The sequence below is a fragment of the Micromonospora sp. NBC_01739 genome, assembly GCF_035920385.1.
GTDB lineage: Bacteria > Actinomycetota > Actinomycetes > Mycobacteriales > Micromonosporaceae > Micromonospora.
Genome location: NZ_CP109151.1, coordinates 6,022,285 through 6,038,196, shown reverse-complemented (window position 1 = coordinate 6,038,196; position 15,912 = coordinate 6,022,285). Strand labels below are relative to the sequence as shown.

13 protein-coding genes are annotated in these 15,912 nt (G+C 72.5%); 2 read left to right on the top strand and 11 right to left on the bottom strand.

Annotated elements, in window-relative coordinates; all coding sequences use genetic code 11:
• Positions 1 to 81 precede the first annotated feature (81 nt).
• Both OIE53_RS27415 and glyA read right to left on the bottom strand, forming a co-directional pair.
• Complete coding sequence (locus OIE53_RS27415; protein ID WP_327024317.1) at positions 82 to 549, bottom strand: hypothetical protein; 468 nt, start codon at positions 547 to 549, stop codon at positions 82 to 84.
• The gene (glyA, locus tag OIE53_RS27410; protein WP_327024316.1) at positions 546 to 1,832 is read right to left on the bottom strand and encodes a serine hydroxymethyltransferase; all 1,287 of its coding nucleotides are present in this window, start codon (positions 1,830 to 1,832) and stop codon (positions 546 to 548) included. Before glyA ends, OIE53_RS27415 begins: the two co-directional genes overlap by 4 nt.
• A gap of 35 nt (positions 1,833 to 1,867) precedes the next feature.
• On the opposite strand from glyA, the gene OIE53_RS27405 reads away from it, so the two are divergent.
• Positions 1,868 to 3,325: an SDR family oxidoreductase gene (locus OIE53_RS27405; protein WP_327024315.1), complete on the top strand. Its 1,458-nt coding sequence runs from the start codon at positions 1,868 to 1,870 to the stop codon at positions 3,323 to 3,325.
• A 12-nt stretch (positions 3,326 to 3,337) separates the two neighbouring features.
• Here the strand turns inward: OIE53_RS27405 and OIE53_RS27400 are convergent, their stop codons facing one another.
• The 4 genes from OIE53_RS27400 to prmC form a co-directional block, all read right to left on the bottom strand.
• Positions 3,338 to 5,449 (bottom strand): transglycosylase domain-containing protein, encoded by a 2,112-nt coding sequence (locus OIE53_RS27400; protein ID WP_327024314.1) that lies wholly within the window; start codon positions 5,447 to 5,449, stop codon positions 3,338 to 3,340.
• Positions 5,450 to 5,544: 95 nt separating this feature from the next.
• The gene (locus OIE53_RS27395; protein ID WP_327024313.1) at positions 5,545 to 6,156 is read right to left on the bottom strand and encodes an arsenate reductase/protein-tyrosine-phosphatase family protein; all 612 of its coding nucleotides are present in this window, start codon (positions 6,154 to 6,156) and stop codon (positions 5,545 to 5,547) included.
• Positions 6,157 to 6,801, bottom strand: a complete 645-nt coding sequence (locus OIE53_RS27390; protein ID WP_327027450.1) for an L-threonylcarbamoyladenylate synthase — start codon at positions 6,799 to 6,801, stop codon at positions 6,157 to 6,159.
• Complete coding sequence (prmC, locus tag OIE53_RS27385; protein WP_327024311.1) at positions 6,801 to 7,754, bottom strand: peptide chain release factor N(5)-glutamine methyltransferase; 954 nt, start codon at positions 7,752 to 7,754, stop codon at positions 6,801 to 6,803. Before prmC ends, OIE53_RS27390 begins: the two co-directional genes overlap by 1 nt.
• Before the next feature lie 70 nt (positions 7,755 to 7,824).
• Here prmC and OIE53_RS27380 point away from each other — a divergent pair, with 70 nt between their 5' ends.
• Positions 7,825 to 9,375 carry a GGDEF domain-containing protein gene (locus OIE53_RS27380; RefSeq protein WP_327027449.1) on the top strand — a complete coding sequence of 517 codons (1,551 nt, stop codon included), beginning with the start codon at positions 7,825 to 7,827 and terminating at the stop codon, positions 9,373 to 9,375.
• Between the two features lie 6 nt (positions 9,376 to 9,381).
• On the opposite strand, the gene prfA is transcribed toward OIE53_RS27380, so the two are convergent.
• The 5 genes from prfA to OIE53_RS27355 all read right to left on the bottom strand — a co-directional run bounded on the left by prfA (position 9,382) and on the right by OIE53_RS27355 (position 15,852).
• Positions 9,382 to 10,470 carry a peptide chain release factor 1 gene (gene prfA / locus OIE53_RS27375; RefSeq protein ID WP_327024310.1) on the bottom strand — a complete coding sequence of 363 codons (1,089 nt, stop codon included), beginning with the start codon at positions 10,468 to 10,470 and terminating at the stop codon, positions 9,382 to 9,384.
• A gap of 94 nt (positions 10,471 to 10,564) precedes the next feature.
• On the bottom strand, positions 10,565 to 10,789 hold the full coding sequence (rpmE, locus tag OIE53_RS27370; RefSeq protein ID WP_327024309.1) for a 50S ribosomal protein L31: 225 nt from the start codon (positions 10,787 to 10,789) through the stop codon (positions 10,565 to 10,567).
• 373 nt (positions 10,790 to 11,162) lie between these two features.
• Positions 11,163 to 13,253, bottom strand: a complete 2,091-nt coding sequence (rho, locus tag OIE53_RS27365) for a transcription termination factor Rho (RefSeq protein WP_327024308.1) — start codon at positions 13,251 to 13,253, stop codon at positions 11,163 to 11,165.
• 294 nt (positions 13,254 to 13,547) lie between these two features.
• The gene (thrB, locus tag OIE53_RS27360) at positions 13,548 to 14,501 is read right to left on the bottom strand and encodes a homoserine kinase (protein WP_327024307.1); all 954 of its coding nucleotides are present in this window, start codon (positions 14,499 to 14,501) and stop codon (positions 13,548 to 13,550) included.
• 106 nt (positions 14,502 to 14,607) lie between these two features.
• Positions 14,608 to 15,852, bottom strand: coding sequence for an MFS transporter (locus tag OIE53_RS27355; RefSeq protein WP_327024306.1), 1,245 nt, complete (start codon positions 15,850 to 15,852; stop codon positions 14,608 to 14,610).
• Between the last annotated feature and the right edge of the window lie 60 nt (positions 15,853 to 15,912).

Sequence of the window (15,912 nt, the reverse complement as noted above, 5' to 3'; positions counted from 1 at the left end):
GGCGCGTCAGCCGGAGCCAGCTTACTCCTGCACAGCCACCGAAACAGGGCCACGAAACGCCCACGGACACCGCGGACCGGTTCAGTGACCCGACACCCGGTTCCCGGTCGGCAGCGGTGCCCGCATAGCCCAACTCACATGGGCGGCGATCCACACCACGACGGCCGCGATGATGGCCACCCCCATGTCCGGCAGCCCCGGCCAGCCGCTCTTGGCCACCGCGGCCATCACCACCCCCAGGAAGACCATCTTGGTGGCGTAGGTGACCAGGCCCACGGACATGATCAGTTTCGGGTTGACCGCGTCCGCCCAGGCCACCGAGAAACTGGAGATCAGGTAGCTGACGATGACCAGGCCGATCCCGGCGGCCACCCCGGCCGCGCTGGTGGGGCCGCGTACCAGGGCCGCGATCGGCACCCCGACCACGGCCAGCCCGGCACAGGCCAGCAGCGGCAGGCGCAGGTGCGGCAGCCGGGCCCGGATGGCACCGGGCTCCCCCGCCCGGGGCGCGGGCTTGGCCGCCGGCTCCGGGGCACCGGAGGCGCTCATCGGGGGTACGCCGGGAAGTCGGCGGCCAACTCGGCCACGTCGGCGGCGATCCGGTTCAGTTCGTCGGTCCCGCCCGGGGCGGCGGGGTCGGTGCGTACCGCTCGGGCGATCAACTCCGCGACCTGCCGCATCTGGGGTTCGGTCATGCCCTGGGTGGTGACGCTCGGGGTGCCCACCCGGATGCCGGAGGCGACCATCGGCTTACGTGGGTCGTACGGGATGGCGTTCTTGTTCAGGGTGATGGTCGCCGCGTCGCACCGGGCCTCGGCCTCGGCCCCGGTCACCCCGATCGACTGGAGGTCGATCAGCGCCAGGTGGGTGTCCGTGCCCCCGGAGACCGGGCGCATCCCCTCGGCGGCCAGCCCGTCGGCCAGGGCCTGCGCGTTGGCCACCACCTGGGCGGCGTAGCGGCGGTACTCCGGCTGGGCCGCCTCGTGCAACGCGACCGCCTTGGCGGCGACCGCGTGCATCAGCGGACCGCCCTGGGTGAAGGGGAAGACCGCCTTGTCGATCCGCTCCGCCAGGGACTCCCGGCACAGGATCATCCCGCCCCGTGGACCCCGCAGCACCTTGTGGGTGGTGGCGCAGACCACGTCGGCGTACGGCACCGGGGAGGGGATCACCTGCCCGGCGACCAGCCCGATGAAGTGCGCCGCGTCCACCATCAGGTACGCCCCGACGGAGTCGGCGATCTCCCGGAACAGGGCGAAGTCGATCAGCCGGGGGTACGCGGTGGCGCCACAGATGATCATCTTCGGCCGGTGGGCCAGGGCCAGGTCGCGTACCTCGTCGTAGTCGATCAGCTCGGTGTCCCGCCGGACGGTGTAGCCGACGGTGTGGAACCACTTGCCGGAGAAGTTCACCCGGCTGCCGTGGGTCAGGTGCCCGCCGTGCGGCAGCTCCATCGCCAGCACGGTGTCCCCCGGCTGCACCAGGGCGGCGTACGCGGCCAGGTTGGCACTGGCCCCGGAGTGCGGTTGCAGGTTGGCGTGCTCGGCACCGAACAGGTCCTTGGCCCGGGTGATGCCGATCTCCTCGGCCCGGTCCACCTGGCCGCAGCCGCCGTAGTAGCGCCGCCCCGGGTAGCCCTCGGCGTACTTGTTGGTCAGGGTGGAGCCCAGCGCGGCCAGCACCGCCGGTGAGGTGAGGTTCTCACTGGCGATCAGTTGCAGGCCGGTACGCAGCCGGTCGAGCTCACCGAGCACCACCTCCGCGATCTCCGGATCGCCCGTGCTCAACTGCTCGAAGTCCGGCCCCCAGAAGGTGCCTGTCGCGGTCTCCACAGCGAGTGAGTCTATTGGGCCGCAGACTGGAGCCCGTGAGATGCCTGGTCACCGGCGCGACGGGGTACATCGGCGGACGTCTGGTGCCCCGTCTACTGGCCGCCGGACACGACGTACGCTGCCTGGCTCGCCGGGCCGCCCGACTGCGCGACGTGCCCTGGTCCGGACAGGTCGAGATCGCCGAGGGGGACCTCAGCCGGGCGGAGACCCTGCCGGCGGCCCTGGCCGGGATCGAGGTGGCGTACTACCTGGTGCACTCCCTCGGGCAGGCCGGCTTCGAGGCCGCCGACCGGCAGGCCGCCGTGAACTTCGCCACCGCGGCCCGCGCGGCCGGGGTACGCCGGATCGTCTACCTGGGCGGCCCGGAACCGGCCGCGGAGGACCCGACCGCCTCGGCCCACCTGCGCTCGCGCAGTGAGGTGGGGCGGATCCTGCGGGAGAGCGGGGTGCCGACCGTGGTGCTGCGGGCGGCGGTGATCATCGGCTCCGGGTCGGCCTCCTTCGAGATGCTGCGCTACCTGACCGAGCGGCTACCGGTGATGGTCACCCCGCGCTGGGTGACCAACCGGATCCAGCCGATCGCGGTCCGGGACGTGCTGTACTACCTGGTCGGCTGCGCCGACCTGCCGCAGGAGGTCGACCGGGGCTTCGACATCGCCGGCCCGGACGTGCTCACCTTCGGCGAGATGATGCAGCGCTACGCCCGGGTCGCCGGGCTGCCCCGCCGACTGCTGCTGCCGGTCCGCCCGCTGACCCCCACCCTCTCCTCGTACTGGGTGGGGCTGGTCACCCCGGTCCCCAACTCGCTGGCCCGGCCCCTGGTGGCCAGCCTGATCCACGAGGCGGTGGCCCACGAGCACGACATCGCCGGGTACCTGCCGGACCCACCGGGCGGGCTTACCGGTTTCGACGAGGCCGTCGCCCTGGCCCTGGCCAAGGTCCGCGACGCCCAGGTGGAGACCCGCTGGTCGACCGCCGCCGGGTCGAACGCCCCGGCCGAACCCCTGCCCAGCGACCCCGACTGGAGCGGCGGCACCGCCTACACGGACGTACGGGAACGGCCGGTGGCGGCATCACCGGAGGCGCTGTGGCGGGTCATCGAGGGGGTCGGCGGCGAGCACGGCTGGTACTCCTTCCCGCTGGCCTGGTCGGTACGCGGCTGGCTGGACAAGCTGGTCGGCGGGGTGGGACTGCGCCGGGGCCGACGCGACCCGCACCAGCTGCGGGTGGGCGAGGCGCTGGACTTCTGGCGGGTGGAGGAGATCGTGCCGGGCGAGGTGCTGCGGCTGCGGGCCGAGATGCGGCTGCCCGGCCGGGCCTGGCTGGAGCTGCGGGTGCAGCGCGGCGAGGACGGTGCCGTCCGCTACCGGCAGCGCGCGGTCTTCCTGCCGCACGGCCTGGCCGGGCACGCCTACTGGGCCGCGGTGGCGCCCTTTCACGCCGTTGTCTTCGGCGGCATGGCCCGCAACATCACCGCCCGCGCCGAGGGGTGAGGACAGCCTGGCTCAGTTGCCGGTGCGTTCGCCGGTGACCCGCCAGGCGGTCGTCTCGCTGGGCGGCACGAAGTCACGTACCGGCTGGTCCCGCAGGGTGAAGGCGAGGATCTCCCCCACCGAATCCACCATCGCGCGCTGCACCGCTTGACCCACCGGGTCCTGGGGGTCGTCCGGGTTGGCCGCCATCGCGGCCACCGCCAACTGGGGGGTGAAGGCGACCACCGTCTCCGTGGCGTACCGATCGGAGCTGCCGGTCTTGCCGCCCACCGGCCGGTCTAGCTGGCTGCGCAGCCGGGCGGCCGTCCCGTCGCCGCAGGTGCGGTACATCGACTGGTCGCCGACCGGACAACGAGCCGCGTCCGCAGCCGCCCGGGCCACGTCGACGTCGAGCACCTGCCGACAGTCCGGTTGGCCGGCGGTCACCCGCCGCCCGGCGGCGTCCGTGATCGCGGTGATCGGGGTGGGGGCGCACCAGATCCCCTCCGCCGCCACGGTGGCATACGCCCCGGCCAGGTCCAGGGGGGTGGTGGCGGCCACCCCCAGGGTGAAGGGTCCCCACTCCCGGGCCCCGTGCCGGGCCAGTTGCGCGTCGTCCCGGGCCCGCAGCACGATGCCGAGCCGCTGGGCCATCTCCACCACCCGGTCGGCCCCGATCCGCTCGGCCAGCCAGGCGAAGTAGGTGTTGACCGACTCCCCGAAGGCGGTCCACATGTCGTGCTCCCCGCTCATCGAGGCGCTGGCGTTCTCCGGGCACCAGTAGCCGCCGCAGCTCGTCTCGCCGCTGGCCCGGAAGCCCGTGACGATCCGGTCCGGCGCGTCGAACACGGTGTTCAGCGGCAGCCCGGCCTCCAACGCGGCCAGCAGGGTGAACAGTTTGAAGGTGGAGCCACCCTGGTAGCCGACGATCGTGCCGCCACCGGCGACGAGCTGGTTGACGGTGTTCGGGTGGTTCTTCTGCCCCGCCGGGTTGGCCGCCACGCTGTAGGTCCGGTTCACCGCCATGGCCAGCACCCGCCCGGTGCCCGGCTGCACCACCGCGGTGGGCATCGCGTACCGGGACTGCGCCGAGTAGATCCGCCGCACCTGCTCGGTGGTGGACCGTTGCACGGCCGGATCCAGGGAGGTGACGATCGTGAAGCCGCCCCGGCGCAGGGTGCGCTGCCGCTCGTCGACCGAGCTGCCGAAGGCCCGCTGGTCACTCCACCACCGGGTGAACCAGTCGCAGAAGAAGCCCCAGTCGTTGTGCCCCTCGGGTACCGCGGTGCAGTCGTTCGGGGTCTCGCTGGGGCGCAGGTTCAACGGCTCGGCCTGCGCCTGTTGTGCCACGTCGGGCGGGACCTGGCCGGACTCGACCAGCCGGTCCAGGACGTACCCTCGGCGGGCGGTAGCACTGTCCGCGTCACCGTTGATCGGGTCGTCGGTGTGCGGTGAGCGCACCAGCCCGGCCAGCAAGGCCGCCTGAGCCAGGGTCAGCTCCGCCGGGGAGGTGGAGAAGTAGCGCCGGGCGGCGGCGGCGACACCGTACGCCCCCGCGCCGAAGTAGGCGATGTTCAGGTACCGGGTCAGGATCTGGTCCTTGGTCAGTTCCCGTTCCAGGGCCAGGGCGTACCGGATCTCCTGGATCTTGCGGGCGGTGCTGACCTCGGTGGCGGCGGCCCGCTGCTCCTCGCTGAGCCGTGGATCGTTGCTCAGCACGTTGCGCACGTACTGCATGGTCAGGGTGGAGGCGCCCTGCCGGGTGGTGCCGTCGCGCTGGTTGACCGTGAAGGCCCGCACGACGCCGCGCAGGTCCACCCCGCTGTGCTCGTGGAACCGGGCGTCCTCGGCGGCGATGATCGCCTGGCGCATCACCGGCGCCACCTCGTCCAACGGCACGTCCACCCGGTCCTCCTGGTAGAAGGAGGTGATCAGGGTGGTGCCGTCGTTGGCGTACAGGTTGGACCGCTGGGCGGTCGGTGGCGTACGCAGGCTGCTGGGCAGGTCCGCGTACGGCGCGGCGAGCGACGCCAGCCCGACGCCGTACACCAGGGCGGCGGGCAGCGCCGCCACCGCCAGCGCCAGGCCGGCCAGCGTGCCGGCCAACAGGACGGTGAACACTTTCGGCAGCAACGCCCGGGTCATCAGCTCTCCCCGCAGGAGCCGTCAGGACCCTCCCAGAATGGCGCTAATCACCACTTCTGCTGCCTTTTCCTCCGAATCCGGAGGAGATTCACCGATCAGGGCAGCAGGGTGGCGGCCAGCGGCTGCACGGTCTCCTCGATCTCGTCGGCCACCCGGGTGAAGCACTGGTCCCCGCGCCCCCACGGGTCGTCGAGGTCGTCCGTGGGCAGCAGGGTCGTGCCCTGGCGAGCCGCGTGGGCCGCCTCGACCAGCGCCACCCCCCGGGCGTACACCGCCTCCGGGGAAGCCTCGGCCGCCGGCAAGCCGGAGGGGTCCAGGGTGGCCAGCACCCGCCCGAACTCCCCCAGCACGAAGGTGCGCGCCGCGGCGTCGGGCCGCAGCGCCACCACGTACTCCTGCTGGTCGGCCGTGGCGGTGAGCACCAGGTCGGCCGCGTCGATGTGCTCCGAGCGCAGCTTGCGGGCCGCGAACCCGGCGGTGCTGCCACCCCGGGTGATCACCTGCCGGGCGGCCGGCGGGTTCATCTCCTCGCCGGCGTGCCAACCACCCGTGCCGGCGCTGTGGCTGTGCAGCAGGTCGTCGGCGCGGGCCGGGTCGATGTCGCGCCGGTCCAGGCGCTGCCGTACGGCCAGCACCAGCAGCCGCTCCGCCATCGGGGAGCGGCAGATGTTGCCCATGCAGACGTGCAGAACGGTGAAGGGAGGCACCTACGCCTCCTGGCTCTCGCGCAGCTCCGGCACCACTTCCCGCAGCCGGTCCAGCCCGATGGCACCTTCCCGGACGAGCACCGGATCGTCACCGGTGAGGTCCACGATCGTGCTGGGCACCGGGTCCACCGCCGGCCCCGCCTCCAGGTACGCCCGCACCGAGTAGGCGAGTTGGTCGCGTGCCTCCTCGGCCGTCAGGGCGGGCGGCTGGCCGCTCTTGTTGGCCGAGGCGACCGCCATCGGACCGGTCTCCCGCAGCACCTCCAGGGCGACCGGGTGCAGCGGCATCCGTACCGCCACCACCCCGCTGTCGTCGCCGAGATCCCACCGCAGGCTCGCGGAATGCTGCACCAGGATCGTCAACGCCCCCGGCCAGAACGCCTCCACCAGGTCCCGCGCCTCGGTGGGCAGCGAGTAGACCAGGCCGTCGAGGGTGTGCCGGGAGCCGATCAGCACCGGGGGCGGCGTGTGCGGGGCATCCTTGGCATCCAGCAGGGCCTTGACCGCGTACGGGGTGAAGGCGTCCGCACCCACCCCGTAGACCGTGTCGGTCGGCAGGACCACCAGCTCGCCGTTGCGGACCGCTTCGATGGCCGCAGCGATGCCGCGGTCCCGGTCGGCCAGCGACCGGCAGTCGTAGAGCATCACGAGGAGCCAGTCTGCCACGTGCCGGTCGTGCCGGCCGGTGGGTGGTCCGTTCGGCGGGACGCGGTGGCGAAACGGGGACGCCCGGTCAGGTCGGGATGGGCGGTGATCGCGGTGTAGCGACCGTCCGCGGCCAGCAGGTCGGGCACGGCCGCGCCGTGGGTGTCGTCGTGCTCCACCCCGAGGTGACCACCCGGGCGCAACAGGGTCGCCGCACGGTCGATCACCGGACGGATGACCGACAGGCCGTCCATCCCACCGAAGACCGCCTCCGCCGGGTCGTGTCCGGCCACCTCCGGGGGTACGGCCACCGCCTGCGGCACGTACGGCGGGTTGCACAGCAGCAGGTCGACCTGGCCGACCAGGGCGGCCAGCAGGTCCGGGTCGGTGGCGTCGGCCACCACCACCTCGATCGGTCGGTCTCCGGCCGCGGCCCGGTCCGCCGCGTTGCGCCGCAGCCAGGCCAGCGCGGCCGGTGACCGTTCCACCGCCACCACCCGGGCGGCCGGCACCTCCTGGGCCACCGACAGGGCGATCGCCCCGGACCCGCTGCACAGGTCGACCACCAGGGGCTCCTGGCTCGTCATGCTGCGGAGCCGGTCGACACCCCAGCCGGCGAGCAGTTCGGTCTCCGGGCGCGGCACGAACACACCCGGCCCGACCGCCAGATCCAGATGCCGGAATCCGGCAGTGCCGGTGAGGTGTTGCAGAGGCTCACGGCGCGCCCGGCGGTCCACCAACGCCTGGTAACGGTTTCGTTGCTCGTCGGTGAAATCTTCGGCCAGCGCCAGCCGGCCTCGGGACAGCCCCAGAACGTGCCCGGCCAGCAGTTCCGCGTCCGTACGGGCCGATTCCACCCCGGCGGCGAGCAGGTCCCGGGTGGCAGCGGCCACCAGCAGAGACGGACGGTGCCGTCTCGGTCCTTCGGACGGGTGTTGCGGCTGCGTGGTCACGCCATAATCATGAGTCGTCGCGGTGCACGTGCAAAAGCAGGTGCAGCGGCACGCCGACGGGAGGTCGCGGGTGGGCTGGCTCGACCGGGTCGAGGACCAGGTTGACGCCCTGAGGAAAGCGCGGGCGCTCCAGGAGGTGAGTCGCTCCACGGAGGCGTACGCGATCCTGGACGGGGTGCTGCGTACCACCCGGGACCCGCATACCCGGGGCGATGCGCTGGTGCAACGCCTCTCCGCCCTGATCAACCTGGGCCGCACGGCCGAGTACACCCGGGCCATCGAGGAAGCCTCCGCCGTCGTACGCGATCTCGCCGAGCCCTACCTGCACGGGCACCTCAACGCCCTGGCCGCGCTGGCCGCGCACCACCAGGGCGCGCTGGACCGCTGCGTCACCCACCTGGTGCGGGCCGCCCGGGCCTTGGGTGCGGTCGACGACCCGGATCGGGACACCGCCTGGGGCTGGCACGACCTGGCCATGGCCTACTCCTACCTGAGCTTCCACGGCTACGCCCTGGGTGCGATCGAACGGGCCCGGCAACTGGGCAACGCGGCCGGGATCCCGGAGGAGACCTTCGCCGCCCCGGGCATCCGGCTACGCAATGCGGTGGCCCTGGACCACACCGGCGACGGCGACGGCTGTCTGCGCGTACTGCGGGACATCGCCACCGACCTGACCCGGTTCATCGCCAACGGCACCGCCGACCGACTGCGCCCCAGCAGCCTCGCCGCCTACGGGTACGCCGGGGCCCGCCGGGCCGCCCTCGGTGACGTCGTCGAGACCGTGGGAGGTGCCGACCCGGCCCGGCTGCTCGGGCACGGGGCGGACAGCGCCCGCGCCAGGGACATGCGCCAACTCGGTCAGGTCTGCCTGGCCATCGCCGACGGCCGGCCCATCGAGGCGGTCACCCGGCTGGGCAGCGTGCAGGTCAGCGCCGAGACCCTCGGTGCCGCCGAACCGGCCCGGTTGCGCAGCATCGCCCTGGGCCGGGCCGGTGACCACGCGGGGGCGCACCGGGCCGACCGGTTGGCCTTCCGGCTGGCCGCCCAACGGCACGACCGACTCCGCGACGTCTACATCGACGGCATCGCCGCCCGCATCGACCACGAGGAGATGCGCCGGGAGGCGGCCCGCTTCGAGGGGGAGGCCCTCACCGACCCGCTGACCGGGCTGCCGAACCGCCGCCGGCTGGAGCGCTACATCGCGGCCGTGGTCGCCCGCGGCGAGCGGGTCGTCATCGGCGTCTGCGACCTGGACGGCTTCAAGGCGGTCAACACCCGGCACGGGCACCACTCCGGGGATTTGGTCCTCCAGCGGATCGCTGGGGTGATCAACCGGGTGATGCGCCGGGGTGACTTCGTGGCCCGCTACGGCGGCGACGAGTTCGTGGTCGTCTTGCCCGGTGCCGGGATGACCGAGGCCGCCGAGGTGGCCCGGCGCATCGACGCCGCCATCCGCACCGAGGACTGGGAATCCCTGGTGCCCGGCACCCCGGTCGGGGTCAGCATCGGTTTCTCCGAGGTCGGCGCGGGCGGCCCGGGCCAGCGCGACGCCCTCAGCGCCGCCTTCGAGGCGGCCGACCGGGAGATGCTGCGGGCCAAGGGCTGCCCCCGCGGCGCCTGAGGCTGCTCAGCGGCGGGCCAGTTCCGGGTCCCCGGCCAGTCGGGCGGCCCGGTCGGCCTCGGTGAGGGCGTCCAGCACCCCGTCGAGTTCCCCGGCCAGCGCCAGATCCAGGTTGTACGCCGTGTAGCCGATCCGGTGATCGGTGATCCGGTTCTGCGGGAAGTTGTAGGTACGGATGCGCTCCGACCGGTCGACCGTACGCACCTGGGCCTTGCGGGCGTCCGAGGCGGCCGCGTCGGCCTGCTCCTGGGCGGCGGCCAGCAGCCGGGCCCGCAGGATCCGCATCGCCTGCTCCCGGTTCTGCAACTGGGACTTCTCGTTCTGACACGAGACCACGATGCCGGTGGGCAGGTGGGTGATGCGTACCGCCGAGTCGGTGGTGTTCACCGACTGGCCGCCCGGCCCGGAGGAGCGGAACACGTCGATCCGCAGCTCGTTGGGGTCGATGGTGACATCGACCTCCTCGGCCTCGGGCAGCACGAGTACCCCGGCGGCGCTGGTGTGGATGCGCCCCTGGGACTCGGTGACCGGGACCCGCTGCACCCGGTGGACCCCGCCCTCCCACTTGAGTCGGGACCACACCCCGTTGCCCCCTTCGGGGACCCCCTTGGTCTTGATCGCCAGGGAGACGTCCTTGACCCCGCCGAGGTCGGAGTCCTGGGCGTCGATCACCTCGGTGAGCCAGCCACGTCGCTCGGCGTACCGGGTGTACATCCGCAGCAGATCCCCGGCGAACAGGGCGGACTCCTCGCCGCCCTCACCGGCCTTGATCTCGACGATGACGTCCTTGGCGTCGTGCGGATCGCGCGGGATCAGCAGCTCGGCCAGCCGCTCCTCCAGCGCGGGCAACTCCGCCGCCAGGGTCTCGGTCTCGGCCGCGAAGGAGGGGTCCTCGGCGGCCAGTTCCCGGGCCGCGGCCAGATCCGCCCGGGCCTGTTCCAGCTCGGCGGCGGCCTTGTGCAGCGGGACCAGTTCGGCGTACCGCCGACCGACCCGCCGGGCGGTGCCCTGATCGGCGTGGATGGCCGGGTCGGCCAGCCGCTTCTCCAGCTCGGCGTACTCGTCGAGGAGCCTGGCCAGACGCTCGCTGCTCATGCTGTGCATCGCTCCTTCGAGAATGGCTGGAGGCGGGAACAGACGGACGACGCCCGCGTCCGGCGAGAGCCGGGCGCGGGCGTCGGACCAGGAGCTACTTGGCCTTCTTGGCCTGAACCTTGGCGTACTTCTGCTGGAACTTGGCGACCCGACCAGCGGTGTCCAGGACGCGCTGCTTACCGGTGTAGAACGGGTGGCAGGCGTTGCAGGTCTCGACGTGGATCGAGCCCCCCTTGGCGGTGCTGCGGGTGCTGAAGGTGTTGCCGCAGGAGCAGGTGACCTCGGTGGTCACGTACTCCGGGTGGATGTTCTGCTTCATGTCGCCTCGGTCCTCTCGTCGTGGTCGCCGGGTCGCCCTGACACGCCGTTGCGCGTCGATCGTGGGGCGTGAACCGGAACCGGTGGCCGATTGACCAGTCTGCCATGGGCTGCCGCGGGCCCCGAAATCGGGCCACACCAGCTGGTCGCCGGTAGCAACAACAGCCCTTCCGTACGCATTCCCACCGCCCCGCCCACCATTCCTCCCCCTCCCCCGCCGGCCGGTCGCGCGCCGGGGCGGACTGGGCCAGCGGAGACAACACCCCCTTTGCGCCCAAAGGGGTACGGGCGGCGGGATCCGGGAAGGGAGCGGCCATGCGAAGGGGGCGCGGCCAGTCGGCCACGCCCCCTTCGTCGATCTTCGTCGGCGGAGGTTACTCCCCCGGGGTCGACTTGGCGATCTGCATCAGGAACTCGATGTTGGTACGGGACTGCTTGAGCCGGTCCAGCAGGAGGTCCAGCGACGCCTGCGAGTCCAGCGAGTGCAGCACCTTGCGGAGCTTGTGGATGATGGCCAGCTCCTCCGGCGCGAGGAGGATCTCCTCCTTGCGGGTACCGGAGGCGCTGACGTCCACGGCCGGGAAGGTCCGCTTGTCGGCGATCTTCCGGTCCAGCTTGAGCTCCGCGTTACCGGTGCCCTTGAACTCCTCGAAGATGACCGTGTCCGCCATCGAACCGGTCTCCACCAGCGCGGTGGCGAGGATGGTCAGCGAGCCGCCGTTCTCGATGTTGCGGGCCGCGCCGAGGAACCGCTTCGGCGGGTACAGCGCGGTGGAGTCGATACCACCCGACATGATCCGGCCGCTGGCCGGCGCCGCCAGGTTGTACGACCGACCGAGCCGGGTCACCGAGTCGAGCAGTACGACCACGTCGTGGCCCAGCTCGACCAGGCGCTTGGCCCGCTCGATCGCCAGCTCGGCGACCGTGGTGTGGTCCTGCGGCGGACGGTCGAACGTGGCCGCGATGACCTCGCCCTTGACCGAGCGCTGCATGTCGGTGACCTCTTCGGGCCGCTCGTCGACCAGCACCACCATCAGGTGGCACTCCGGGTTGTTGTGCGTGATCGCGTTGGCGATCGCCTGGAGCACCATGGTCTTACCGGCCTTCGGCGGCGAGACGATCAGCGCCCGCTGCCCCTTGCCGATCGGCATGACCAGGTCGATCACCCGGGTGGTGAGGATGTGCGGCTCGGTCTCCAGCCGCAGTCGCTCCTGCGGGTAGAGCGGGGTGAGCTTGTAGAACTCCGGCCGCCGCTTGGCCTCGTCCGGCTCCATCCCGTTGATGGTGTCCAGCCGGACCAGGGGGTTGTACTTGTCGCGACGCTGCTCGCCGTCCCGGGCCGCCCGCACCGCACCGGTGATCGCGTCACCCCGGCGCAGGCCGTACTTCTTGATCTGGGACATCGACACGTACACGTCGTTCGGACCGGCCAGGTAGCCGGTGGTCCGGACGAAGGCGTAGTTGTCGAGGACGTCGACGATGCCGGCCACCGGCACGAGCACGTCGTCCTCGCCGACCTGCGGCTCACGGCCGCCGGACTCGCCGCCGGACTCGCCACGCTCGTTCCGGCCGCGCCGACGGTCCCGGAAGCGGCTACGCCGGCTGCGCCGACCTCCGCTCTCGTCGTCGTCGTCGTTGTTGGTGTCCCGCTCGGCACGCTGTCCGCGGTCCCCGCGCTCGCCACGCTCAGCACGGTCACCCCGCTCGGAGCCGCGCTCACCGCGGTCGGCACGGTCACCCCGCTCGCCCCGCTCGGTACGGTCGCCCCGCTCGGTGCGCTCAGCACGATCGCCCCGCTCGGTGCGCTCGGTGCGGTCGCCCCGCTCGGTGCGCTCGGTGCGGTCGCCCCGCTCGGTGCGCTCAGCCCGCTCGGCGGTGCGCTCGGCGGCACGCTCGCCCCGCTCGGCGGCACGGTCGGTCCGCTCGGCGGTCCGCTCCGCGCCGCGCTCGGCACGCTCGGCAGGACGCTCAGCGGTCTGCTCCGCAGCCCGCTCGGTACGGCGCGCCCGGCCCTCGGTCCGCTCGCCGGCCTCGGCTGCGGGCTCCTCAACGCGCGGCTCCGCTGCGGCGGTGGCCCGGCTGCGCCGGGTCCGGGTCCGGCCCTCGGTCTCGACGCTCGCCGCCGGTTGCTCGGCGGCACGGCGACCGGACTCCGGCCGCTCAGCGCTCTCGCGTACCTCGGCGTGGACCTCTTCGCGGGCCGGCGCGGCGGCCGCCGCTACCTCGGCCCGTGGTCGAGGGGCGCCCGCGGCGCTGCCCTGCCGCTCGGTGATCGCGCTGATCAGCTCGCCCTTGCGCATGCGAGCCGTCCCCGAGATGCCGAGCGACGCAGCCAGGCTCTGCAGCTCCGGCAGCAGCATCGCCGACAAGCCGGTGCCGCTACGCCGGCGGCGGGCAGGAGCAGCGGTGGTGGCATCGCCAGCGACGTTGGAAACATCCGACGTCACGTCGGTGGTGTCGCTCAATGGATTCCTTCCCTCGATAGGCCGGGACTGCCCGGAATCGACTACAGGTGGCCGGGCGGCCTCGGTGCACCCGCCTCGCATGACGCTTCGCGGGAGTCTGTGACACAGCAGCCGGTCGGTCGCCCGACCCACCCAGGAAAGCTGTGGGCGGCGTTTCGCCGTCTGCGGCGACCAGTGAAGACTGCGGTGCGGCGTGGCCTAGGCAGGGGTGACGGGCTTACCGCCGAAAGCTTCGGGGGGCGCCGACCCGCAGGAGATCGCATGCTTCGCGGCTGTGCTAAGTCTAGAGCGTAATCAACTCTTGCGACCTGCGGCAACAGGGTCCCGCTCCGCGTGTCCGAGTCTACCTTGCCCGACCTGGGCACCGCGTACGTCCACCGGCAACCGCAGAATCCGCCAATCTGTTCCCGGCTCGAACCCTTCGGGCAGGTCAGACAGGGCGAGGGCGGTCGGACCCGCCCCACTGACCACAGCGGCCACACCGGCCGCACGCAACTCTTCCACCACGGCGGCCGTACCCGGCATCGAGGACGCCCGGTAGTCCTGGTGCAGTCGGTCGACCGTGGCCGGCAGCAACAGATCCGGCCGGGTGGTCAACGCGTGCACCAGCAGCGCCGCCCGACCGGCGTTGAGCGCGGCGTCGCCGTGCGGCACGGTCGGCGGCAGAGCCGCCCGGGCGGAGGCGGTCAGGCCCCGCTCGGTGGGCACCAGCACCGTGGGGCGTACCCCCTCGGCCACCGGCAACGACACGGCCCGTGCGCCGGAGGGCTCCGTCCAGGCCAGGGTGAACCCGCCGAGCAGGCAGGGTGCCACGTTGTCGGGATGGCCCTCGATCCGGGCGGCCAGCCGCAGCGCGGCGTCGTCGTCGAGCCGCTGGGTCCCGTCGGTCACCAGGGCCCGAGCCAGCAGCACCCCGGCGACGATGGCGGCCGAGGAGGAGCCGAGCCCACGGGCCTGCGGGATCCGGTTCACGCACTCCACCGACAGTCCCCTCGGCTGCCCACCGAGTTCGTCGAAGGCCGCCCGCATCGCGCGTACCAACAGGTGGCTGTCGTCCAGCGGCAGGTCACCGGCGCCCTCACCGACCACGGAAACGGTCACGCCGCTCGTGGTCACCTCGGCGGCCACATCGTCATAGAGCGCCAGGGCCAGACCCAGGGCGTCGAAGCCGGGCCCCAGGTTCGCGCTGGTGGCGGGGACCCGGACCCGGTAAGGGCCGGCGGCGAAGGTGGTCGGCACGCCGCCCATGCTAGGGGTTCACCGACCGGGTCCGGGGCACCGCCCGTCCCCTGAGACGCAACTCGCGCCCGAGCGCGCTTTGCTCGCAGGCTCTAGCCTGACCGCACCAGTGCCCTCACCGAGTGCCGGTCTCGGCGACGGTCGGCTCCGGGGCGGCCAGCGAGAGCCGTCGGGTGGCCACCCGCCAGCCGATCGCGTACACCAGAGTGACCAGGCCACAGCCGGCCAGCACGACCCGTTCGTCCACCACGTCGATGACGAAGGCGACCACGAGTTGGCTGACCGAGATGGCCAGGGTCGCCAGCATCATGTCGGTGGCGAAGACCCGGCCCCGCAACCGGTCCGGCACCTCGCCCTGCAACGCGAAGTTGGACATCACCCAGTTGCTGCCACCGGCGAAGTGCGCCACGAAGACCAGGACCAGCACCAAGGGGAACCAGGACACCAGGGAGGTGCCCAGGTAGGCCAGCCCGTAGGCCGACATGGACAGGGCCAGCCCCGGCAGCAGCCAGGCGCGGTTGGTCAGCACCCGGCGCATCAGGATCGGACCGATCAGGGCGCCCGCACCGCGTACCGCGAACAGCAGGCCGGTGCCGATCGGGCCGACCCCGTACAGCCCGGCCAGCAGCGGGAAGACCGTCAGGACGCCGTTGCCCAGCCCCACCGCCGACTTGACCGTGACCAGGGCCAGCACCCGGGGGCGGTGTCCGATGTAGCCCAGGGCCTCGCGGATCGCCGTCCAGGTCTGCGGTACCGGCGTGTTCTTGTCGCGGGGCGCCTGCAAGGGCCGGCGGATGCGCCCCGCCAGGCCGGCGGCGACCACCAACGCGACCACGGCCACCCAGAAGCAGACGTACGGGCCGGTGGCGGCGGTGAGCACCCCGCCGAGTGAGGCCCCGACGATGGTCATGGTGCCCCAGGCCGAACCGGCCACCGCGTTGCCCGCAGCCAGTTCCTCGGGTTCGAGCACATTGGGCAGGGCGGCCTGCGCGGCCGGGGAGTAGAAGGCCTTGGCCATCGCGATCACTCCGATGCCCAGCATCGCCAGCCACGCCGTACCGGAGCTGCGTACCCCGAGCAGGAGCAGCACCCCGACGAGCGCGGCCAGGTTGGACACGATCATGATCTTGCGGCGGTCGAACCGGTCGGCGATGGCCCCGGCGTACGGCAGCAGCAACGCCAGGATGCCGGTGTCCACCGCGAGCACCAGGGCGCCCCACACCCCGCTGCCGGTCAGCTTCGGCAGCAGGACCAGCAACGGCACCATCACGAACCAGTCGGCCCCGAAGACCACCAACTCGGCCATGAACAGATTCCGGAAGTTCCGGTTGCGGGTGAGGACCGACACGGTGGAGACCACGAGGCGGACCATACCTGCCCGGCCTCCGAGTCACGGCACAGCGGACGCCGAGGCCCCCGG